This is a genomic window from Streptomyces sp. NPDC032940 (assembly GCF_040636935.1).
Lineage (GTDB): Bacteria > Actinomycetota > Actinomycetes > Streptomycetales > Streptomycetaceae > Streptomyces.
The window spans coordinates 96,537-116,882 of the sequence record NZ_JBEZVJ010000016.1; the positions used below are offsets into that span (position 1 = coordinate 96,537).

Annotated in this window: 17 protein-coding genes; 8 read left to right on the plus strand and 9 right to left on the minus strand. The window is 74.8% G+C overall.

What is annotated here, in order from left to right; all coding sequences use genetic code 11:
* Window positions 1–40: 40 nt before the first annotated feature.
* The 3 genes from AB0E77_RS20465 to AB0E77_RS20475 form a co-directional block, all read right to left on the minus strand.
* Window positions 41–406: a PH domain-containing protein gene (locus tag AB0E77_RS20465; protein ID WP_361572616.1), complete on the minus strand. Its 366-nt coding sequence runs from the start codon at window positions 404–406 to the stop codon at window positions 41–43.
* Window positions 407–525: 119 nt separating this feature from the next.
* Window positions 526–2,169 (minus strand): methionine--tRNA ligase, encoded by a 1,644-nt coding sequence (gene metG / locus AB0E77_RS20470; protein WP_361572618.1) that lies wholly within the window; start codon window positions 2,167–2,169, stop codon window positions 526–528.
* Between the two features lie 96 nt (window positions 2,170–2,265).
* Entirely contained in the window at window positions 2,266–3,810 is a 1,545-nt protein-coding gene (locus tag AB0E77_RS20475) for a VWA domain-containing protein (protein WP_361572620.1), read from the minus strand.
* Window positions 3,811–4,073: 263 nt separating this feature from the next.
* On the opposite strand from AB0E77_RS20475, the gene AB0E77_RS20480 reads away from it, so the two are divergent.
* Complete coding sequence (locus tag AB0E77_RS20480) at window positions 4,074–6,152, plus strand: PhoX family protein (protein WP_361572622.1); 2,079 nt, start codon at window positions 4,074–4,076, stop codon at window positions 6,150–6,152.
* Window positions 6,153–6,227: 75 nt separating this feature from the next.
* Here AB0E77_RS20480 and AB0E77_RS20485 read toward each other — a convergent pair whose 3' ends face one another.
* From AB0E77_RS20485 to AB0E77_RS20500, 4 genes are all read right to left on the minus strand, one after another.
* On the minus strand, window positions 6,228–7,214 hold the full coding sequence (locus AB0E77_RS20485; RefSeq protein ID WP_361572624.1) for an endonuclease/exonuclease/phosphatase family protein: 987 nt from the start codon (window positions 7,212–7,214) through the stop codon (window positions 6,228–6,230).
* A gap of 16 nt (window positions 7,215–7,230) precedes the next feature.
* Window positions 7,231–7,608: an ADP-ribosylation/crystallin J1 gene (locus AB0E77_RS20490; RefSeq protein WP_361572626.1), complete on the minus strand. Its 378-nt coding sequence runs from the start codon at window positions 7,606–7,608 to the stop codon at window positions 7,231–7,233.
* A gap of 45 nt (window positions 7,609–7,653) precedes the next feature.
* Window positions 7,654–8,565 (minus strand): hypothetical protein, encoded by a 912-nt coding sequence (locus AB0E77_RS20495; protein WP_361572628.1) that lies wholly within the window; start codon window positions 8,563–8,565, stop codon window positions 7,654–7,656.
* A gap of 187 nt (window positions 8,566–8,752) precedes the next feature.
* A complete protein-coding gene (locus AB0E77_RS20500) occupies window positions 8,753–9,193 on the minus strand; it encodes a hypothetical protein (RefSeq protein ID WP_361572630.1) in 441 nt (146 codons plus the stop codon).
* A 102-nt stretch (window positions 9,194–9,295) separates the two neighbouring features.
* Between AB0E77_RS20500 and AB0E77_RS20505 the strand changes: the two genes are divergently transcribed.
* The 5 genes from AB0E77_RS20505 to AB0E77_RS20525 all read left to right on the plus strand — a co-directional run bounded on the left by AB0E77_RS20505 (window position 9,296) and on the right by AB0E77_RS20525 (window position 16,842).
* Window positions 9,296–10,525, plus strand: a complete 1,230-nt coding sequence (locus AB0E77_RS20505; protein ID WP_361572632.1) for a PP2C family protein-serine/threonine phosphatase — start codon at window positions 9,296–9,298, stop codon at window positions 10,523–10,525.
* Between the two features lie 63 nt (window positions 10,526–10,588).
* Window positions 10,589–11,653, plus strand: coding sequence for a hypothetical protein (locus AB0E77_RS20510; protein ID WP_361572634.1), 1,065 nt, complete (start codon window positions 10,589–10,591; stop codon window positions 11,651–11,653).
* Window positions 11,654–11,724: 71 nt separating this feature from the next.
* Window positions 11,725–12,087 carry a hypothetical protein gene (locus AB0E77_RS20515; protein ID WP_361572636.1) on the plus strand — a complete coding sequence of 121 codons (363 nt, stop codon included), beginning with the start codon at window positions 11,725–11,727 and terminating at the stop codon, window positions 12,085–12,087.
* A 7-nt stretch (window positions 12,088–12,094) separates the two neighbouring features.
* Complete coding sequence (locus AB0E77_RS20520; RefSeq protein ID WP_361572638.1) at window positions 12,095–15,427, plus strand: substrate-binding domain-containing protein; 3,333 nt, start codon at window positions 12,095–12,097, stop codon at window positions 15,425–15,427.
* Window positions 15,427–16,842: an extracellular solute-binding protein gene (locus AB0E77_RS20525; RefSeq protein WP_361572640.1), complete on the plus strand. Its 1,416-nt coding sequence runs from the start codon at window positions 15,427–15,429 to the stop codon at window positions 16,840–16,842. The genes AB0E77_RS20520 and AB0E77_RS20525 overlap by 1 nt, the downstream gene beginning before the upstream one ends.
* Window positions 16,843–16,898: 56 nt before the next feature.
* Here the strand turns inward: AB0E77_RS20525 and AB0E77_RS20530 are convergent, their stop codons facing one another.
* Window positions 16,899–17,141 (minus strand): hypothetical protein, encoded by a 243-nt coding sequence (locus tag AB0E77_RS20530; protein WP_361572722.1) that lies wholly within the window; start codon window positions 17,139–17,141, stop codon window positions 16,899–16,901.
* Between the two features lie 115 nt (window positions 17,142–17,256).
* Between AB0E77_RS20530 and AB0E77_RS20535 the strand changes: the two genes are divergently transcribed.
* On the plus strand, window positions 17,257–18,606 hold the full coding sequence (locus tag AB0E77_RS20535; protein ID WP_361572642.1) for a helix-turn-helix transcriptional regulator: 1,350 nt from the start codon (window positions 17,257–17,259) through the stop codon (window positions 18,604–18,606).
* A gap of 79 nt (window positions 18,607–18,685) precedes the next feature.
* Window positions 18,686–19,420: a GAF and ANTAR domain-containing protein gene (locus AB0E77_RS20540; RefSeq protein ID WP_361572644.1), complete on the plus strand. Its 735-nt coding sequence runs from the start codon at window positions 18,686–18,688 to the stop codon at window positions 19,418–19,420.
* 18 nt (window positions 19,421–19,438) lie between these two features.
* On the opposite strand, the gene AB0E77_RS20545 is transcribed toward AB0E77_RS20540, so the two are convergent.
* On the minus strand, window positions 19,439–20,212 hold the full coding sequence (locus AB0E77_RS20545; RefSeq protein WP_361572646.1) for a hypothetical protein: 774 nt from the start codon (window positions 20,210–20,212) through the stop codon (window positions 19,439–19,441).
* Between the last annotated feature and the right edge of the window lie 134 nt (window positions 20,213–20,346).

Here is a 20,346-nt window from a genome sequence, read left to right on the forward strand (position 1 = left end):
GGGAAGGGAAGGAACGTTCGCTCCGGCCTGGGAGTTCGCGTCAGCGGGCCACGAACTGGGTCAGGATCGCCTGGACCTCGTAGATGTCGACGCCCTTGGTGAAGGTCTTCTGGATCGGGGCCGCGCTGCCGGAGAGCCAGATCTTCAGTTCGGCGTCGAGGTCGAAGTGACCGGCCGTCTCCACCGCGAAGTGGGTGATGCTGCGGTACGGGATCGAGTGGTACTCGGTCTTCTTGCCGGTGATGCCCTGCTTGTCGACCAGGAGCAGCCGGCGGTCGGTGAACAGGATGGTGTCGCGGATCAGCAGGTAGGCCGCGTAGACCTGCTCCCCCTGGCCGAGCAGACGCGCGTACTCCTGCTGCGCCTGGGCCGGGTCGATGCTGTGCGCGTTGCCGAACAGTGCCATGGATGGATCCCCCCACGTGAATGGCGACGGCCGTCCGGCCGTCTTCACAGAATCCTCGCAGAGCGCGGGGCCGGGGAGAAGATCTTGCCCTCCCCGGCCCCGCGCTTGTGGCAGAGGCGTTACGCGGCCGGCTTCTCCTCGAGGCGGGGGAAGAGGACCGCGCCCTTGGTGACCGTGGCACCGGCCGGCAGGCGGCCCCAGTCCGCCGCGTCCTGGACCCGCTGGTCCGCGAGGGAGCCGAGGGACTCCTCCGCGCCGAGGGAGTCCCACAGCTTCTGGGACGTCTCCGGCATGACCGGGTTGAGCAGGACCGCCACCGCGCGCAGGGACTCCGCGGCCGTGTAGAGGATCGTCGCCAGGCGGGCCCTGCCCTCCGGAGAGCCCGCTGCGTCAGCAGCATGATCGAATGCGGTCTTGGCGACCTTCCAGGGCTCCTGCTCGGTGATGTAGCCGTTGACCTGCTTGACGAAGTCGAAGACCGCCAGGATGCCGCCCTGGAAGTCCAGCTCCTCGCCGATCTTCCGGTCGGCCTCGGTGACGGCCCTGGTCAGACCGTCGTGGACGGCCTTCTCCGCGTCCCCGTCGGCCGTCGCCTCCGGCAGCGTGCCGCCGAAGTACTTGCCGACCATGGCCGCGACGCGGGACGCGAGGTTGCCGTAGTCGTTGGCCAGCTCGCTGGTGTAGCGGGCCGAGAAGTCCTCCCAGGAGAACGAGCCGTCCTGGCCGAACGCGATCGCGCGCAGGAAGTACCAGCGGTACGCGTCCACGCCGAAGTGCGAGGTCAGGTCCTGCGGCTTGATGCCGGTCAGGTTGGACTTCGACATCTTCTCGCCGCCGACCATCAGCCAGCCGTTCGCGGCGACCTTCCCCGGCAGGGGGAGGCCCTGCGCCATCAGCATCGCCGGCCAGATGATCGCGTGGAAGCGGAGGATGTCCTTGCCGACCAGGTGCACGTCGGCCGGGAACGTCGACTCGAACTTCTCCGGGTTCTCGTTGTAGCCGACCGCCGTGGCGTAGTTCAGCAGGGCGTCGACCCACACGTAGATGACGTGCTTGTCGTCCCAGGGGACCGGCACGCCCCAGTCGAAGGTCGAGCGGGAGATCGAGAGGTCCTGGAGGCCCTGGCGGACGAAGTTCACGACCTCGTTGCGCGCGGACTCGGGCTGGATGAAGCCCGGGTTGGCCTCGTAGTGCGCGAGCAGCTTCTCGCTGTACTCGCTGAGCTTGAAGAAGTAGTTCTCCTCGCTGAGGATCTCCACCGGCTTCTTGTGGATCGGGCACAGCTTCTGGCCCGCGTACTCGCCCTCGCCGTCGAGCAGCTCGCCGGGGAGCTTGTACTCCTCGCAGCCCACGCAGTACGGGCCCTCGTAGCCGCCCTTGTAGATCTCGCCCTTGTCGTACAGGTCCTGCACGAACTCCTGGACGCGGTCGGTGTGCCGCTTCTGCGTGGTGCGGATGAAGTCGTCGTTCGCGATCTCCAGGTGCTCCCACAGGGGCTTCCAGGCCTCCGTGACGAGCTTGTCGGCCCAGGCCTGCGGGGTGACCCCGTTCGCCTCGGCCGTGCGCATGATCTTCTGACCGTGCTCGTCCGTGCCGGTGAGGTACCACACCTTCTCACCGCGCTGGCGGTGCCAGCGGGTGAGCACGTCGCCTGCGACGGTCGTATAGGCGTGGCCCAGGTGAGGAGCGTCGTTGACGTAGTAGATGGGGGTCGAGACGTAGTACGCCTTCGTCCCCTGCTTCTCGTTTCCAGTGGCCGCCATGGGCGAAATCCTACTGGTCCGGGGGAGGCGGGCTCACACGCGTTTCGGGGGGTGGACGGGGGCTTCCTCCCCGTCCACCCCCCGTCGCGGTGCCGGTTACGGGCGCCAGCCGGCCAGTACGCCCTCGTACAGCTCCTTGTCGGTGAGCTCCTTCGGGGTCTCGCCGGCGAGGAAGTGGGAGGCGTTGGGCGTCTTGAGCTTGCGGAGGTAGTCGAACGCCTTGTTCTCCGGGTCACCGAAGGCGACGAAGGAGAAGTGGACGTGCGGGTGGCTCGCGGCCGCGTCCGTGAGGGCCTTGGTGGCCGGGGTCTTCGCGTCCGGGGCGCCGTCGGTCTGGAAGACCACCAGGGCGGGGGTGCGGGTGCCGGAGGTCTCCTCCTTGTCGTGCCGGGCGAGGACCGCCTCGACGGCGGCGTGGTAGCTGGTGCGGCCCATGCGGCCCAGCGCTGCGTGCAGCTCGTCGATCTTGTTCTCGTGGTCGCGGAGGGTGAGGGCGCCGGTGCCGTCCACGTCCGTGGAGAAGAACGTGACGTGGAGGGTGGGGTCGGCGTCCAGGTGGGCGGCGAGGGCGAGGGTCTGCTCGGCGAGGGCCTGGGCGGAGCCGTCCTTGTAGTACGGCCGCATGGAGGCGGAGCGGTCGAGGACGAGGTAGACCTTGGCGCGGGTGCCGGTGAGGGTGTGCTTCTTGAGGGCGGTGCCGGCGGCCTTGTAGGCGGTGGTGAGGGTGGTGCCGCGGAGGCGGGCCGCGGGCGTGGCGGGGGTGGCGGGCTCGGCCTCCGGCTCGGGTTCCGGCTCGGCCTCCGGCTCGGGTTCCGGTTCCGGGTGCGGGGTCGCCTCCGGCTGGGGGTGCGACGCCTCGGCTTCGCCTTCGGCGTTCTTGTTCCCACCCGCACCACCCGTGCCGGTTTCGCTGTCGGGTGCGGGTGGCCCCTGTGGGGCGTCCTCGCCGTCGGCGGCTGCCGGCTCGGGGGTGGCGGCCTGCGGCTCCGGTTCGGGGGTGGCGGCCTGCGGCTCCGGTTCGGCCTTGGGCTCGGCCTTCGGCTCGGTCGTGGCCTGGGACTCGAGTTCGGGCTCGGGCTCGGGCTTGGTTTCCGGCTCGGCCTCAGACTCGGGCTCGGCCTTGGTTACCGGCTTCGCCTCCACCTCGGCCTTCGGCTCCGGCTTGGTGTCGGGCTTGGTTTCCGGCTCGCCCTCGGCCTCGGCCTTCGATTCAGCCTCCGGCTCCGGCTCGGCCTCGGCTTGCGGCTCCGGCTTCGGCTCGGCCTTCGGTTCGGCCTCCGGCTTCGGCTCGGCCTCGGCTTGCGGCTCCGGCTTCGGCTCGGCCTTCGGTTCGGCCTCCGGCTTCGGCTCAGCCCCGGCCTGCGGCTCGGCCTTCGGCTTTGCCTCTGTCTCCGGGCTGTCGGTCTGGGCGGGGATGGTGACGTTGGTGAAGGCCGCTTTGACGAGCTCGTGTTCGTCGATGCGGGGCTCCGGGACCTGGGTGGTCTCCGCGGGCTCTTCGGGTGCGGTGGGCTGGGACGGGAGCTTCGGCTCCGGCGCGGTGACCGGCGGGGCCGTCTCCTGCGTCGCACCCTCCGCCTGGGCGGTCCGTTCTTTGCGTGACCGGCCGAACGCGTTCCGCAGGAGAGTGAGAATGCCCATGTGCGCAACCCTTCGGGTGAGTTGGTGCCGTCAATCCCTGGCCAGGACGGACACGTAAGGTTAGCGGTCCCGGCTTGTGATCTTGTGCAGGGTCTGCCATGCGGGCGGCGGCGCGTCAAGGGCGGTTCGAGACGTCGCCGCAATTCCCCCTCGGATGCCCCGGGTTCACCCACCGTTCACCGCTACGCCCGGCTCTCGCACGTATGTGCCCCTACGGTCGCGCTGACACCAGGGCATACAGGGATTCTCAAGGGGAGAACACAGTGCGCAAGCTGCTGCCGTTGATCGGAACGCCGTCCGGATCGCACCCGGGTGGCCGGTCCGCGATGACCTGCCGTTTCCGGTGTGGTGACGCCTGCTTCCACGAGGTGCCCAACACCAGCTCCAACGAGTACGTCGGTGACGTCATCGCCGGCGCGCTCAGCCGCCGGTCCATGATGCGGGCCGCCGCCGTCGTGACCGTCGCCGCGGCGGGCGCCGGGGCCGTGGGCGTGGCGGGGGCGCCGTCGGCGCAGGCCGCGCCCGCCGCCGGGAAGGGGCACGGGCAGTCCGCGAAGACGTCCGGCGCGCGCGGGCTGCGGTTCGCGCCCGTCGCGCCCAACACCCGCGACGCCGTGACCGTCCCGGAGGGGTACCGGCAGGACGTCGTCATCCGTTGGGGTGAACCCATTCTGCGCGGGGCGCCCGCCTTCGACCCGGAGAGGCAGAGCGCGAAGGCGCAGGCCGGGCAGTTCGGGTACAACAACGACTTCCTCGCGCTGCTGCCGCTGCACGGCGAGCACGGCCGTCAGCTTCTGGTCGCCAACCACGAGTACACCGACGAGGTGCTCATGTTCCGCGGCTACGACCCCGAGAACCCCACCCGAGAGCAGGTCGAGATCGCCTGGGCCGCGCACGGGCTGTCCGTCGTCGCCGTCGAGGAGGAGCGGCGGAGCGGGCGGCTGACGCCGGTGGCGCGGCATCGGCTCAACCGGAGGGTCACCGCCACCACCGAGTTCCGGCTGACCGGGCCCGCCGCCGGGTCCGACCTGGTGAAGACCTCCGCCGACCGCACCGGCCGCAAGGTCCTCGGCACCCTCAACAACTGCTCCGGCGGCACCACCCCGTGGGGGACGACGCTGCACGGCGAGGAGAACTTCAACCAGTACTTCGCCAACGCCTCCAGCGACACCGACAAGCGGTACGGGATCGGGACCGGCGCCACCGAGCGCAAGTGGGAGCGGTTCGACAAGCGGTTCGACGTCGCCCGGGAGCCGAACGAGGTGCACCGGTTCGGGTACGTCGTCGAGCTGGATCCGTACGACCCGGACTCGACGCCGCGCAAGCATACGCTGCTCGGCCGGTTCAAGCACGAGGCCGCGACCGTGCGGCTGACCGACGACGGGCGGCCGGTCGTCTACACCGGCGACGACGAGCGGTTCGACTACTTCTACAAGTTCGTCGGCAGCAAGCGGATGCGGCACGGGAACTCCCGCTGGGCGCGCGAGCACAACCTCTCGCTGCTCGACGAGGGCACCCTGTACGTCGCCAAGCTCTCCGGCGACTCCCCGTCGATCGAGATCGACGGGACGGGCACGCTGCCGCGCGACGGCGAGTTCGACGGCAGCGGCGAGTGGATTCCGCTGGTCACCGCCACGGAGCGCGGCGCCGTCTCACACGTCGAGGGGATGAGTGCCGAGGAGGTGTGCGTCTTCACGCGGCTCGCCGGTGACAAGGTCGGCGCGACCAAGATGGACCGGCCCGAGGACATCGAGCCGTCGCCGGTGACCGGCAAGGTGTACGTCGCCCTCACCAACAACTCCAACCGCGGAAAGGCCGGTTACGCGGGCCCCGACGAGGCCAACCCGCGCAACTCCAACAAGCACGGCCACGTCCTGGAGCTGACCGAGCGCCGGAACCGGGCCGACGCCACCGCCTTCGGATGGTCGCTGTTCCTCGTCGCCGGTGACCCGGAGGACCCGGCGACGTACTTCGCGGGCTTCCCCAAGGACCGGGTCAGCCCGATCTCCTGCCCGGACAACGTCGCCTTCGACAGCCACGGCAACCTGTGGATCTCCACCGACGGCAACGCGCTCGGCAGTCACGACGGCCTCTTCGGCGTGGCGACCAAGGGCGACCGGCGCGGTGAGCTGAAGCAGTTCCTGACCGTGCCGACCGGCGCGGAGACCTGCGGCCCGCTCGTCCAGGACCGGCGTGTGCTGGTCGCCGTGCAGCACCCGGGCGAGGTCGACGGCGCCTCCGTGGAGAAGCCGGCCAGCACCTGGCCCGACGGACCCGGGAAGATCGTGCGCCCGGCGGTCGTCGCGGTGTGGCGCGCGGACGGCCGGGACATCGGCGTCTGAGCCCACCGTCGCCGGGCTCCCGCCGCCCGTCACCCGCCGCCCGTCACCCGGCGCCCGCGGTCCGGCGCCCGCAGCTCAGCGCCCCGCGTGCAGCGTCAGGTCGACGACCAGTGCGCGGTGGTCGGTGCCGGCCAGGGACAGGAAGCGGGCGCCGCGCGCGGCGAAGTCCCGTGAGACCAGGACGTGGTCGATCTGCGCGCCGAACGCCGGGGCGGTCCGGGCCGGCCAGCTGACCGTCCGGTCGGCCCCGGACAGCCGGGCCGCGTCGTGCAGCCCCGTGTCGAGGATGCGCCGGAAGGCGGCGTGGTCCTGGGAGGCGTTGAAGTCGCCGGCCAGGACGGTGGGGGACCCGCCGTCCTCGGCGGCGGCGTCGCGCAGCCGGCCCAGTTCCTCGCGCCACAGGCCCACCTGGTCCGGCAGCGGCGGCATGGGGTGGGCGAGCTGCAGCCGTACGGCGTGGCCGCGCACGTCGGCGACGGCGCCGGGCATGCCCATGGTGCCGGGGACGCCGGGGGCGGGTGCGAGCGGGAAGCGGCTCAGGATCACCGACCCCTCGGAGCCGTCGCCCTCGACGGCCCGGCGGTGCGGGTAGCCGGCACCGAGCGCGTGCCGCAGCGCGGCGTCGCACGTGCGTTCGCACTCCTGGACGAACAGCAGGTCGGGTCTCTCGCGGCGCACGGCGTCGATCAGCGCGTCGGTGCCCTGCCCGAACTCGACGTTGGACGTCAGCACCCGCAGTTCGGCGACGGGCGGCCCGGACGGTTCGACGGTCTTGCCGTACGGCTCGATGAACCAGGCCAGCAGTCCGAGCAGCGCCACGCCCCACACCGCGCCCGGCCACCAGCGGGCGAGCAGCGTCAGCAGCAGCCCGGCCCCGGTCGGCACCAGCAGCCAGGGCAGGAAGGCGAGGAGCTGCGGCACCGGCGTGATGCCGTCGGTGTCGGCCACCCGGCAGCCGACGACCACGCTCACGCCGGCGAAGAGCAGCCCGGCGCACCACGCCCCGAAGCGACGCCCGCCGCCGCGGGTCCCGGCGGTCGCCGTGCCGTTCTCGGTGCCCACATCCTGGCCCTTCGCTCTACGCCGGTGCGTGGAACTCCCGTACTACCTCGATGCGGCCCACGATGTGCCGGTTGAACTCCGCCAGCTCCTCCGCGGGGACCCACAGCTCCAGGATGGTCTCGCCGCCGGCCTGACGCACCGGGTAGCGCTCCAGGAACTCCGCGTCGACCTCGAAGCGGGTGACGTAGCCCGAGCCGGACGCGGGGACGTTCCAGTCGCGTGCGATGCGGACCGCGTAGTCCTCGTTGAGCACCGGGTAGAAGATCGGCTGCTCGGGCAGGCGCGGGGGCCAGGCCGTCCAGCCGGAGGCCTCGACCAGGGCCAGCTCCTCGGGGCCGGTGGGGCGCCACAGGGTCGTCGTCCGGCTCGTCGTCTCGGTCTCGGTCGTGGTCATGGTCGGCGACGTTAGCCGTGGGGCGCGGGGGTCGCCAGGCGGTTTTCAGAGCCGGGTGCGGGTCGGCCGCGGGGCCGGCTCGGCGGCGGGTCCCGTCGGGGGCCTGCGGCGGCGCAGCAGATGTCCGTACCGGCCGGTGAGCCAGGAGGCCGCGGCGACGGTCAGGCCGAGGGCGACCAGCAGCCAGGACGCGGTGCGCAGGGTCGCGGTGAGGGCGTCGTAGACCGCGCCGGCGGCAGGGGCGTCCACCGCGCCGGGCAGCTCGGCCAGGGTGAGCCGGCGGCCGAGGAGGACGGCGAGGGCGAGCAGCACCCCGCCGACGGCCGTGCCGAGGCCGGTGGCGGTGAGCGCGCGGCGGCGGCAGGCGGCCAGGGCGATGCCGGCGACGGCGAAGACGACGGCCGCGAGCGGCAGCCAGAAGGCGGCGACGTCGAGCACGTGGTAGCCCTTCCTGAGCCGGTCCACCTCGTGGGCCGGGAGCACGGTGACCTCGGTGTGCAGGACGGGGATCCGCCGGGCCATCGGGACGTCGTCCCGGACGAGCGTGCTGCGGACCCGCGCGGTGACCGGGGCCAGGTCGACGGTGACGGGGCGCCCGGCGGTCCGCTCGTCGCGCAGGGCGTGCAGGACGGCGGTGTGGACCGCCCGGTTGGCGGCGTCCCAGCCCGCACGGTAGGCCTCGGTACGGGTGAAGGAGCGGGTGGCGTCCTCGACGTAGAGGCGTACGGGCGTGTGCAGGGAACCGGCGCCCACCTCGTTCACGACGCCGTCGCCCACCGTGTCCGCGACCGCGTCCCGCACGTCCGGGTCGGTGGCGAGCGGCGCCATGGCGGCGACGTACCGTCCGGTGTCGCCCAGCCCGTACGCCGCCCAGGCCGCCAGCGTGCCGCACGGTGCGAGCAGGCAGGCGAGGGCGATCAGGACGGCCGACAGGGCGCTCCGGAGACGTGAGGGCACCCTTCCAGGCAAGGCCTGCGGGGCGGTCCGGGCGACCGGGGTGACTGCATATGGCGTCGCCGGACGCTCCGAACGGCCGAACACGGCCCGGCCCGCAGGGCGTACGGCCGGGCGCACGGGCGGGCCCCGGCCGGGTGGCCGGGGCCCGGGAGCCGCAGCGCGTGGGAACCGCCGCCGGGTGCGGGATTCAGGTGACGCGGTGGCCCGTCGCGTCCTCGCGCGAGTAGAAGACGTAGAACAACGCGGCCGCCACCGCGCCCGCCAGCAGCAGCGACGCGAGGATGCAGGTGAACATGGCCACGCCGCTCTGGGCGTAGAGGAAGCCCAGCGCGCTGCCGGCGAAGGCGCCCCACAGCACCGCGTGGCCCTCACGCGGCAGTCGCTCGGCCACCGACCGGACGACGGCGTACAGGATGACGAACGCGAGCGCGGTCATGAAGCCGAACAGCAGGTTCCAGCCGGTGACCGGACCGCCGTAGCGCCGGTTGGCCGCCGCCCAGTAGCCGTAGACCAGCCCGGCCACGACGGGCACCGCCCACTTCATCACCAGGTGGGTCCGCGGGCCGAAGACGTCGGTGCTGCGGTGGGTGCCGGCGGACGTTCTGCGCGTGGGTACCGCGTGAGCCATGAGAGCACTCCTCTCCTCGCCCCCGTCTACCAGAGCACACCCGGCGGCGTCGGGTGGCAAGTCAGGATGCGGGCCCAGGGAGCACGTGTTTCGCTGAGGTCCGTGAGGGGTCGCGCGAGAGGTCGCCCCGAGGGGCCGGTGCGCGGCCGGTGGCGGCTGATCGAGGAGCTCGTGCGGGCCGCCGGCCGGGGGGACGCCACGTCCCGGCACCGGCTGCTGAGCGTGCGGGGCAGGAACGTCGCCTGGCTCTTCCCGCTCGTCCTGCTCGGCGGCATCGCCGCGACCGACGTCAGCACCAGCACGTTCGAGATCATCTCCTGGACCGTTCTGGTGCCCGGCGTCGCCGCCGCGGTCTGCGGAGTGCTGGGCACGGCGGCCCTCGCGGTGCTATCGGTCGTCGTCTACGTCCTCGCCGACAACGTCTGGCAGCACCAGGCGCGGACCACCGTGTCCGGCCTGGTCCTCGTCGTCCTCGGCGGCCTCATCGCCGTGGCCGCCGCCGGGGTCCGGGTCGGCGGCGAGCGGCGCATGCTGCACATGCGGGACATCGCCGACACCACCCGCCGCACCGTGCTGCGCCCGCTCCCGGAGGAGTTCGGGGGCCTGGAGCTCGCGGCCGTCTATCTCTCCGCGGACACCGAGGCCCGCGTCGGCGGCGACTTCTACGACGTCCAGCCCAGCCCGTACGGCACCCGGGTCCTCGTCGGCGACGTGCAGGGCAAGGGGCTGGGCGCGGTGGAGACGGCGGCCGCGCTGCTCAGCACGTTCCGCGAGGCCGGCTATCACGAGAAGGACCTCGCGACGGTCGCCGAACGCCTGGAGGTCCGCATCCTGCGCCACCGCAGGCACTCGGCGGCCGTCGGCGAGACCGGCGGGGACCGCTTCGCCACCGCCGTGCTGGTCGAGTTCTCCCCCGAGCGGCCCGACACCGTGGACGCCGTCGTCTTCGGCCACGAACCCCCGCTGGCGGTCGGCCCGCGGGGGGTGCGGCGTCTGCCGGCCGTCGGCGGACTGCCGCTGGGCATGGGCGACCTCGTCCCCGGCCCGTCGGTGGTGGTGCACCGGCTGGCCCTCGCCCCGGACGAGACGCTGCTGGTGGTCACCGACGGCGTGACCGAGTCCCGCGACCACGAGGGACGCTTCTACCCGCTCGCCGACGACGTGGCCCGCGCCGTCGCCGCCGACCGCCGCAGCGCGGCCCCGAGGCGGCTGGTGGCCCTCGTCCGGGACGGCACGCTGCGGCACAGCCGGTCACGGCTGGTCGACGACACCACGGTGTTCGCGGTGCGGCGGCTGAAAGACCTCGCCGGCCCGGACGGCCCGGCCGGCTGAGTGCCCGCTTTGCAGCCGCAGCGGTTACCGTGCTGCCGTACGTGATCGACAGGGGGAGGGGACATGCCCGGAACCGTGCTGCTGCTCGCGGCGTCGCCCGTGGGCCGGGGGTGCCTGGTGGACGCGGCCTCCGTGCTCCCCGTGCTCGCCGCCGTGCCGCCCGCCGTGCTGGCCGGGACGGACACGGCCAACGTCGTCGAACTCGCCGACCCGCTGGAGCCGCAGGCCGTCCTCACCCGGCTCCGCGCCGCGGCGGCGGCCCCCGGCCCGCTCACCGTGTACATCACCGGGCAGCTCCAGCTGGACCGGCGCGAGCGCCTGCCCCATCTGGCGCTGGCCCGCACGACGCCCGCCACGGTCCGCTACACCGCCCTGCCCTGGCACTGGATCCGCGAGGAACTGCGGCTGCGTCCGACCGGTGCGACGACGCTGCTGCTCGATCTGCACGCCGACCAGGAGACCTGGGAGTGGCTGCGGACCCACCCGCTGGACTCGGGGCGCGACAACGCCGTTTACGGTCGCATCGCGCCGCCGCCCGGGCGGCGGACCGTGGCCGCCCCCGCGTACATGCGCGGCATCGCGACGATCCTGCGCAGCGGGCACCGGCCGCCGCCGGACCAGCTGCACCAGCAGGCGCTGGCCCGCTGTGCGGACGAGGCCGGTGGCAGCGGTGCGGATCTGGTGCTGACGCCGGCGCCGCCGGCGGGCGACCCGCACGCCGTCATCGCCGACGCCGTACGGGCCGGGCGGCACGGGGACGCCGACGCGCTCGCCGCCCGCCACGAGCGGGCCGCCGCCCTGGCGCTCGGGCCCGCATCCGAGGACGCGTTGCACTGGGCGGAGGTCCGGGCCGACCTGGCGATGTTCGCCGGCGACGCGGTGCGCAGCTGCCGGGCCTGGCTGACGGTGGCCGAGGCCCGGCTGCGGGCCGGGCAGGCCCCGGGGACGCCCGCCGTGGAGGCGGCCGTGGACCGGGCCCACCACCAGTGGGGCCGGATCCGCGATGCCGCGGCGGCCCGCGAACTGGGCGCCGCGCTGGCCGCGTTGCGGGGCAGGGTCCCCGGGCGGCGCGAGGGCGCGCTGGACCATGTGCAGCGGGGGCTCAGCCGGTTGCAGACCCAGGGCTGACGCCCACTCCCTCGCGGCATCGGCGTCCGAGACCTCCCCTGTGTGCAACACCGGTGCCATGATGGTGAGTTATGGCTGAGGGGGACGGAGTGGTGACGTGCGGTGTCCGGGTCCGGCTGGACGGCACCGCGAGCGAGAGTGACATCGGGGCCCTGCACAAGTGGCTGGCGCGGGAGAAACCGCTCGACGAGCTGGTCCGCGCCGGCCGGCTGCGCATCGACGAACGGCGCCGGGCCGACGAGGCCGGCGCGCCCATGGGCATCGGCATGGAGATCGTCGTGGCGTTCGTCGGGGGCGGCGCCGCCGTGGTGGTCCAGGAGGTGCTGGACCAGGTCAAGAGGGCCGTGGAGGCATGGCGGGCCAACCGCAGCGAGGTGGAGGACGGCGAGCCGCCCGAGGCGCGCGTCGAGCCGGTGAACCTCGACGACAGGTAGGCGACCGGTGACCGGTCACGACCCGCGGGGGCAGCAGAACCGGGCGCTGCTGGTCGGGGTCTCCACGTACGACCTGACCGAGCCGCCGTACGGGGTGCCCGGCGATCTTCCCGCGGTCCGGCACAACCTGGACCGGCTGCGGGACGCGCTGCGGCGCGGCCGGGTCTTCCGCGACCGGGAGATCACGGTGTGCCGTTCGCCGGACCAGGTCCACTTCGGCCGGGCGCTGCGGACCGCCGCCGACGAGGCCGAGGGCGTCCTGCTGCTGTACTTCGCCGGGCACGGGGCGATACCGAGCGCGGGCGACGAGCTGTTCCTGCAGATGCGCAACGCGAGCGTGGTGGCGGGCGGGCACGCGGTCTTCCCGGGTGCGGAGATGTTCAGCACCGTGCTGACGGTGCTCGCGGCGAGTGCGGCGCGGCGGATCGTCGTCGTCCTGGACTGCTGCTTCGCGGGCAACGCGGCCTGGATCTGGGAGACGTTCCGGGACAAGCGGCGCGTGCTGCTGCTGATGAGCGTGCAGGCCAACCACCGGATCGACGCGGGCGATCCGGGCACCCCGACGCCCTTCACCGAGGAGCTCGTCGCGCTGCTGGACAACGGCGACGAGGAGGTGTGGTTCCGCGGCCTCGCGGACGCGGTGCGCGCGCGGATGACGGGCGACGGCCACCGGACCGTGCGCGGCGACCCGTGGGAACCGCAGAGCCGCACCGAGCCGGAGGAGGACGTCCTGCTCGCGGCGGGTGCGTCCGGCGGTGGCGCGGCCACCCGGTTCCCGTGGCGCCGGGTGGCCGCGCCCGGCCGTGCGCCGGAGGCGGGGGACGCGGGAGGGCAGGATGACCCGGCGGGCGGGGAGGCGGCGCCGTCGTCCGGGCGGGGGAAGGTGCCCGGCGGGGGCGCCGGTCCGGGGGAGGACGGTGATGCGGGGGCCGGGCACGGGCACCCGTCCGGACCCGGTACGGAGCCGGGGAGGGGCCCGGAGCCCGGGCGCGGGGCGGGTGCGGTGCCCGTCGGCGGGGCGGGTGCGGACCTCGTCGGCGGCGCGGAGGCGGGCCGGGGCGAGGAGGCCGGGGGCGGCGCGGAGGCGGGCCGGGAGGACGGGTACCGCCCGGGGCGTGGGGACGGTCCGGGGAGGCAGGGCGACTCGTCGGGGCCCGGGAACGGCCCGGGGCAGGAAGGCAGCTCGAGCGCGGGGCGGCAGGGCGGCTCTTCGGGGCGCGGGGGCGGCCCGGGGCGGGGCGACGGCCCGTCCGGGCGTCCCGAGGGCCCGGGCCACGGGGACGGACGGAAGCCGGACGCGAGCGTTCCGGCCCACGGCTCCGGCGAGGCCGGCACCGGCGGGCGGGGCGGCTCGGACGGGGAGCCGGGCCCGGGCCGGCGGGGCGCCGGCGACCGGGCGGGTGACCCGGAGCGGCGGCGTGGTCCGGGCCGGCTTCGGCGGTGGCTGGGGCCGGCGGGTCCGGAGCGTCGGCCTGGCGAGGGGCCGCGGGGCGCCGGCGGTCCGGCGGGTGCCGCGGAACGGCGGGACGGGGCGGGACGCTTCCGCCGGTGGCCGATGCCGTCGGGTCCGGGGCGCCGGGGCGGCGCGGGACCGGGTGACCCGCAGCGGCGGGGCGGGTCGGGGCGGCGCCGGCCGTGGCCGGGGCTGCTGGGGACCGGAGGGCTTCTGCTGGCCTTCCTGGCCGTCGTCGGCGTCGGCCTGTACCGGATCGTCGCGCCGGGCGGCGACCCGTCGGCCTCCTGCGCACCGCCCCTGGAGCTGCGCGTCCTGACCGACCCCGACCTGGAGGCCACCGTCCGCGAAGCCTCCGACGCGTACCTGACGTCGGAGGAGAACACCACCGGCGACGGCTGCCGCCGCAGCGGCATCACCGTGTACAGCGCGGGCGCCGCCGACACGGTCACCGCCCTGCGCAAGCGGACCGGCGCCTGGCAGGAGCCCCGCGACGACGACACCAACCCGCAGCGCGACGTCGGCCCGCAGCCGGACGTCTGGATACCCGGCTCGCGCGCCGACGTCGCCCGCGTGGCCGAGGGCCAGGACACCGACGCCGTGGCCGTGCTGGAACCGGACGACGAGGCGTTCGCGTACTCCCCGATCGTGCTCGCCGTCCCGCAGGCCGTCGCCGCCGAGTCGCTGGACGAACGCTCGGGCCCCCCGCTCAACCGCATGATCGACGCCCTGCTCGCCCGGCGCGCCGACGCCGAAGTGCGCCGGCCGGACCCCGAGTTCACCGACACCGGCCTGCTCGCCACCGTCGGCCTGTACGCCGGCACCGCCCCCGGCGACCCCCGTGCCGAGGACCGCGTCGCCCAGCCGGGACCGCCCTCCCCGACCGCCGCCGACCTGCTGTGCACGCTGCCCGACGACGACGCCGTGGACGACCGCACCGCCGCCCTCGTCCCCGAGTTCCTGATGCGCAGCGGCGTCGGCTGCGACAGCGCCCGCCGCACCCCGCGCATGGCCCAGTACCCCGGCGACGTGCCCGGTCTGGAGCCCGTCTTCGTCCGCGTCCGCTGGCAGGGCGCCGACCGCGACGAGGCGGACCGGGACGACGCGGCCGGCCGGTTCCGGACCTGGCTCACCGGTGAGCGCGGGCGCGAGGCGTTCGCCCGGGCCGGGTTCCGGGCGGCCACCGGCAGCCGCGCCCTGCTGGACACCCCCGAGGACCCCGGCTCGGTGCTGCGGGCGCCGGCGCCGCTGACCGAGTCGGCCGGGCGGGACGCGATGGAGGCGTCCCTGGAGAGCTACCGGGCCGCGGGCGGCCCCGGCCGGGTGTTGTTCCTGCTCGACAGCTCCGGCTCGATGGCCGGCCGCTGGGAGGGGCCCAGCGGCGGCCCCGGACTGCTGAAACAGTCGCTCGGCGGGCTCGGCGCCCGGGACGAGTACGGCGTGTGGGCGGTGTACGGCGAGGACGGAGACCCGTACGACACCCTGCTGCCCTTCGGCCGCCACGCCCGCAAGGACGCCGAGCGCACCGTCGACCGGACGGCGGAGGTGCGGGACGCCCAGGCCGACCCGTACCGGGCGCTGCGCGCCGCCCTCGACGACATGGAGCGGCGGGGCGTCGACGACGAGCGCCCCGGCCTGATCGTCTTCGTCACCGACGACGAGGACGTGTCCCGGCTCACCGGCGACCGCCTCGAGGACGTCCTCACCCTGGCGCGTGCGGTGAAGGTGCCGGTCGCGATGGTCTCGCTCGCCGGGGGCGGCTGCGACCCGGGGAAGCCGGACGCCCGGATCTCCCAGGCGAGCGGCGGCCGCTGCCTGGACGCCGACGACGACCTCGGTGCCGCCCTGCACGACGAGGTCGCGCGCACCGGAACGGGGGAGGACTGATGCGCCCACGGCTCTCACACGGGCGACGGCTCGCCGCGCGCTGGGCCCTGCCGGTCGTGCTGGCCCTGCTCCTGCCCGTCACCGCCTGCACCGGCGCCGGGGACGGGGACGCCGGCGGCGGTTTTGCGGCGTCCCCGTCGGCGGACGTGCCCGGCGACATCGTGGTCGCCAGCGGCCGGGACGTCACCGGCAAGAACGGCGTCCGCCAGCGGCTCATCGACGCCTGGAACGACCGGCAGGAGAAGGCCGGTTCCGGCTACCGGGCCCGGCTGGTCGAGCTCCCCGGCAACGCCGACGAGCAGCGCAGCCAGCTCCTCGGCGCCCTCCAGTCCGGCAGCGCCGCCTACGACGTGGTCAACCTGGACGTCACCTGGGTCCCGGAGTTCGCCGCCGCCGGGCTGATCGGACCGCTGCCCGAGTCGCTGCTCGACCAAGACGTCATCGCCCCCGTGGCGAGCACGGCCCGCTGGGACGGAGAGGTGTACGCCGTTCCCTTCAACAGCGACGTCGGCCTGCTCTACTACCGGCGCGACCATCTGCGGCAGGCCGGCGTCCAGCACACCGACCTGGGCGCCGGCGTGGACTGGACGCGGCTGCGGAAGCTGATCGAGACCCTCAACGACCACAAGCCCACCGGCTACGAGAAGGGCTGGACGACCCAGCTGGCCGCGTACGAGGGACGCACGGTCAACGCCGTCGAGGCGTTCGCGTCGGCGGTGCCCGGCGCCACGCTCACCGACGAGGACGGCCATTACGACGCCACCGTCGAGGAGCTGACACGGGGCATCGCCGAGCTGCGCGGCCGCACCGAGGCGCCGTACATCCTCCCGGACGCCGCCCACTCCGACGAGGCGGCCTCGCTCGGCGACTTCGCCGCCGGCCGCACCACGTTCCTGCGGCAGTGGCCGTACGCCTACCCGGCCCTCTCGCAGGCCTTCCCCGGTGACCGGCTCGGCGTCACCGCGCTGCCGGGCCGGGCCGTGCTCGGCGGCCAGAACCTCGCCGTGACCTCGGCGTCCCAGCGGTCCGGGAAGGCGGCCGACCTGATCAGGTTCCTCACCGGCGAGGAGAGCGAACGCTGCCTGCTGGACGCCGGGTTCGCGGCCACCCGCACCTCGGCCTACGTGGACGACGCCGTGACCTGCGCGGTGCCCGTCGCGATGCCCTCGGCGGCCCCCACGGGCGAAGGCGCCGACACCATGCCCCGCGACGCCGCGGGCCGCCCGGCCTACGCCCGCCACACCCTGCTCCCGGCCCTGCAACGGGCGGTCCACCGCCCCCGCACCCCGCTGTACGGCGCCTTCACGCAGACCTTCACCACCCAGCTCGGCGCACTGTTCACCGAGTACCCGCCGGGCGACGCGGAACTGGCGGCCCGCCTCGACGAGGCGCTGCGCGAGGCACTGCCGGACTGACGAGGTCCCCGGGACCCTCCTGGACTCTCCGGGACCTTCCGGGGATCGTGGTGTGCTCAGCGCGATCCGGGCTGTGCTGCCGGCGTGCTCTCCTCGGGCCGGACGGCCGACGCCAGCGATCCGCCGGCGTCCTCGGCCCGGCCGCCGCCGTCCTCCACCAGGCCGATCCCGCTCTCCGACGGGCGCTCCTCCGACTGCGTCGGGCCCGCGTTGGCGGCCAGGACCAGGGCGGCCACGGCCGCGACGGCGGCGACGGCGCCCCTGGCGTACCGTTCGACGGTGCGTGTGCGGTCGGGCACGGCGTCCTCTGGGGGAAGGTGTGGGAGGCTGTCGGGCACGGTTAAGCATGCTTAATTCGCGATTTAACCTAGGGCCGCCGGGCCGGAACGGCAAGAGGCACAGGGGGAGTTGGCAGTGGGGGACCGTGAAGACCGCGTGGCGATCGGACGCCGGGTGCAGCGGCTGCGGGCCGAACGCGGCATGACGCAGCGCCAGCTCGCCGAACCGGCGTACACGCCCGCCTACATCTCCACCCTCGAGGCGGGCCGCGTACGACCCTCCGACGAGGCGCTGCGGCACCTCGCCGAGCGGCTCGGCGTCGGCTACGAGGAGCTGGCCACCGGCCGTCCGGCACGGCTCGCCACCGACCTGCGGCTCCGGCTCACCGAGGCGCAGCGCACGCTGGCCACCGGCGGCGCCGAGCAGGCGGCCGGGCAGTACGGCGAACTGCTCGCGGAGGCCGAGGAGTACGAGCTGCCCGAGGTGCGGGCCGCGGCACTGCTCGGGCTCGGCGAGTGCGCGGTGGAGACCGGCGAACTGGTGACCGGACGGGGCTGCTTCGAGCGGGCCGAGGAGTGCCTGACCGACGCCGGCGCGCCGCTTCCGGCCCGCGTCCCGGCCCTGCGCGGACGGGCCCTCACCCACTACCTCGCCGGGGAACTCCGGTACGCGGTCTACCTCCTGGAGACCACCCTCGACGAGCTGAACCGCGGCGGTCTGCACGACCCCGACGCGCTGCTGCTGCTCTACGCGAGCGTCATCGGCCCGTACATGGACATGGGCGCGCACGCGCGGGCCGCCCAGGCCGCCGAGCTGGCCCTCGCGCTCGCGCCCCGGGCCGGCGATCCGGCACTGGTGGCCCGCATGCACCGCTCGGTCGCCCGCACACTCCTCGCGGAGGGCCGGCTCGCCGAGGCGGATGCCTCCCTGGCCAAGGCGGCCGAGCTGTACCGCACGCTGCAGCTGCGCACCGAGCTGGCCAACTGCCACTGGATGCGCGGCTACGTCTGCGCGCAGAACGGCGAACTCGCCCGCGCGGAGGAGGAGATGCGCCAGGCCCTGGAGATGCTGTCGGCCACCCGTGCCGCCCTCTACAGCAGTCAGGTCGCCGTGGAGCTGGCCGACGTGCTGCACCGGCGCGGCAAGTCCGACGAGGCGGCCGGACTGCTGCGCGGGGTGCTGCACGACCTGTCCTCCGAACGCGGGGCCGTGCACGCGGCGGGCGCGCACCGGCTGCTGGGCATCATCGCCGAGGACACCGGCGACACCGAGGCCGCCGAGGAGCACTACGTGCGCGCGCTGAGCCTGCTGGAGCGGGCGGGCGCGGCCGGTGACCTGGCCGACCTGTGCCGGCTGCTGGGCGATCTGCTGCGCCGCACCGGGCGGGTGGAGGCGGCCCTGGACGCCTATCGCACCGGCCTCGGGCACCGCACGGCCCCGGGCACCACCACGCTGGGCCCGGCGCCCGCGCAGCCTCCGCTGTAGCGGCCGGGCCTCGCCGTTTCCTCCGGCGGGCCACGGGTAGTCGGGGCTTCCGGCCGCGTGAGTGAAGGAGGCGGTGGGCGTGCGGCCCAGCGACGACCCCCGGTGGCCGCCGGGCGGGGAGCCGCCCGGCGGCGAGGCGCGCGGCAGCCCGTCCGGCGGGGTGCCGGAACGCCTCTGCGTGGTCGCGGTCAGGCTGCTGCCGGTGAGCGGCGCGAGCGCGTCGCTGCGCGGCGGCGACGGGCTCCCGGTCCGGCTGTGCGCCAGCGGAGACCGGGCCGCGTACCTCGCGGAGATCCAGGCCACCCTCGGCGACGGGCCGTGTGTGCGGGCCGCCGAGACGGGCGCCCCGGTGCTCGCCCGCGATCTGCGCTCCGGCGCCGACGCCGACCGCTGGCCCGTCTTCGCCCAGCAGGCGACGGCCGTCGGCGTGAACGCCGTCTACGCGCTGCCGCTGGGCAGCGAGGCGGTGTGCGTCGGCACGCTCGACCTCTACCGCGAGACCCCCGGGGGCCTCACCGGGCCCGAGCTGAACACGGCCCGCCTCCTGGCCGGGGTCATGACCACGGCCCTGACGGCGCTGCCGCGCGGGGAGGAGTACGCCTTCGACGGCGCGGAGGACACCTGGCTGAGCGGGCTGGCCGCCGGCCGCGACGAGGTCCACCAGGCCGTCGGCATGATCATGGCCCAGCTGGGCGTCGGCGCCGACGAGGCGCTGGCCCGGTTGCGCGGTGCCGCCTTCGCCCGGAGCCGTACCGTCCACGACGTCGCCCGCGACGTGGTCACCCACCGGCAGCGCTTCGACCGCGACGGCTGACGGGCCGGCACCGCAAGGTCACACCTGGGCCCGGCCCTGGCGCCGGATCTCGGCCAGCCGCGCGGCGCCGGTCTCCACGGCGGTCAGGGTGGCGTCCTCGTCCGGCTCGCCCAGGGCGCCGTTGGTCACGCCGATCGCGTCGTCGCCGACCCGGACGGCGGCGAGGTCCACGGTGAGGACGGCGGGCCCGGCGTCGGCCGTCGTACCGGCCACCGTGACCCGCAGCGCGTGCCGGGCGTCGCCCGCCTCGGGCAGCGTGACGCCGGTGACCCGCACGTCCCGGCCGGCCCCGTCGGCGGCCTCGGCGGTGAAGTGCCCGCACGTGTCCGGCAGCTTCGCCAGCCAGGCCAGCGTCCGGTCGAGTCCGGCGGCGCGGTCGGAGACGATCCGGTAGTGCAGCTGGGCCCCGCCGGCGTAGTCGTCCAGGGCGGCCGTCGCGCGGGGGTCCGGAGCGGTGTCGAACAGGTCCTCGGTGTAGAGGACGTCCAGCAGCCGCCGGCAGTCCGGGGCCCCGGTGGTCGCCTTGAGCAGGTCGTCCCGCCAGGTCGCGGCCCCCAGCGTCGGTCCCCAGGTCTCCCCCAGGTCGGCCTCGGTGATCAGCGCCGCGTTGGCCTGGGCCGGGGTGAGCGCGGGCGGCGCGGCGGCCGACGGCGGCGGGGCCGACGGCAGCGCGGCGGGGGATTGCGGGGTCGAGGTCCGGGGCCCGGACGAGCGGTGGGCGTCCGGGCCGTCGGTGGAGCAGGCGGCCAGGGCGGTGGAGCAGGCGGCCAGGGCGGCCGAGAGCAGGAGCACGCGGGTCAGTCCCCGGGCCCGCCTCCATCCGCCCGCCACCGACGGGCGCCCGTCACATGGGATCACGCCCCCACACCACCACCACCCGCCCCCGGCCACCAGCGCAGGGACCCCGTCCGAGTGACCCACGCCCA

Bases quoted from the DNA above. Each gene is read 5' to 3' on its own strand.
- AB0E77_RS20465 (WP_361572616.1), bottom strand. From the start codon at position 406: ATGGCACTGTTCGGCAACGCGCACAGCATCGACCCGGCCCAGGCGCAG.
- metG (WP_361572618.1), bottom strand. From the start codon at position 2,169: ATGGCGGCCACTGGAAACGAGAAGCAGGGGACGAAGGCGTACTACGTC.
- AB0E77_RS20475 (WP_361572620.1), bottom strand. From the start codon at position 3,810: ATGGGCATTCTCACTCTCCTGCGGAACGCGTTCGGCCGGTCACGCAAA.
- AB0E77_RS20490 (WP_361572626.1), bottom strand. From the start codon at position 7,608: ATGACCACGACCGAGACCGAGACGACGAGCCGGACGACGACCCTGTGG.
- AB0E77_RS20500 (WP_361572630.1), bottom strand. From the start codon at position 9,193: ATGGCTCACGCGGTACCCACGCGCAGAACGTCCGCCGGCACCCACCGC.
- AB0E77_RS20510 (WP_361572634.1), top strand. From the start codon at position 10,589: ATGCCCGGAACCGTGCTGCTGCTCGCGGCGTCGCCCGTGGGCCGGGGG.
- AB0E77_RS20515 (WP_361572636.1), top strand. From the start codon at position 11,725: ATGGCTGAGGGGGACGGAGTGGTGACGTGCGGTGTCCGGGTCCGGCTG.
- AB0E77_RS20525 (WP_361572640.1), top strand. From the start codon at position 15,427: ATGCGCCCACGGCTCTCACACGGGCGACGGCTCGCCGCGCGCTGGGCC.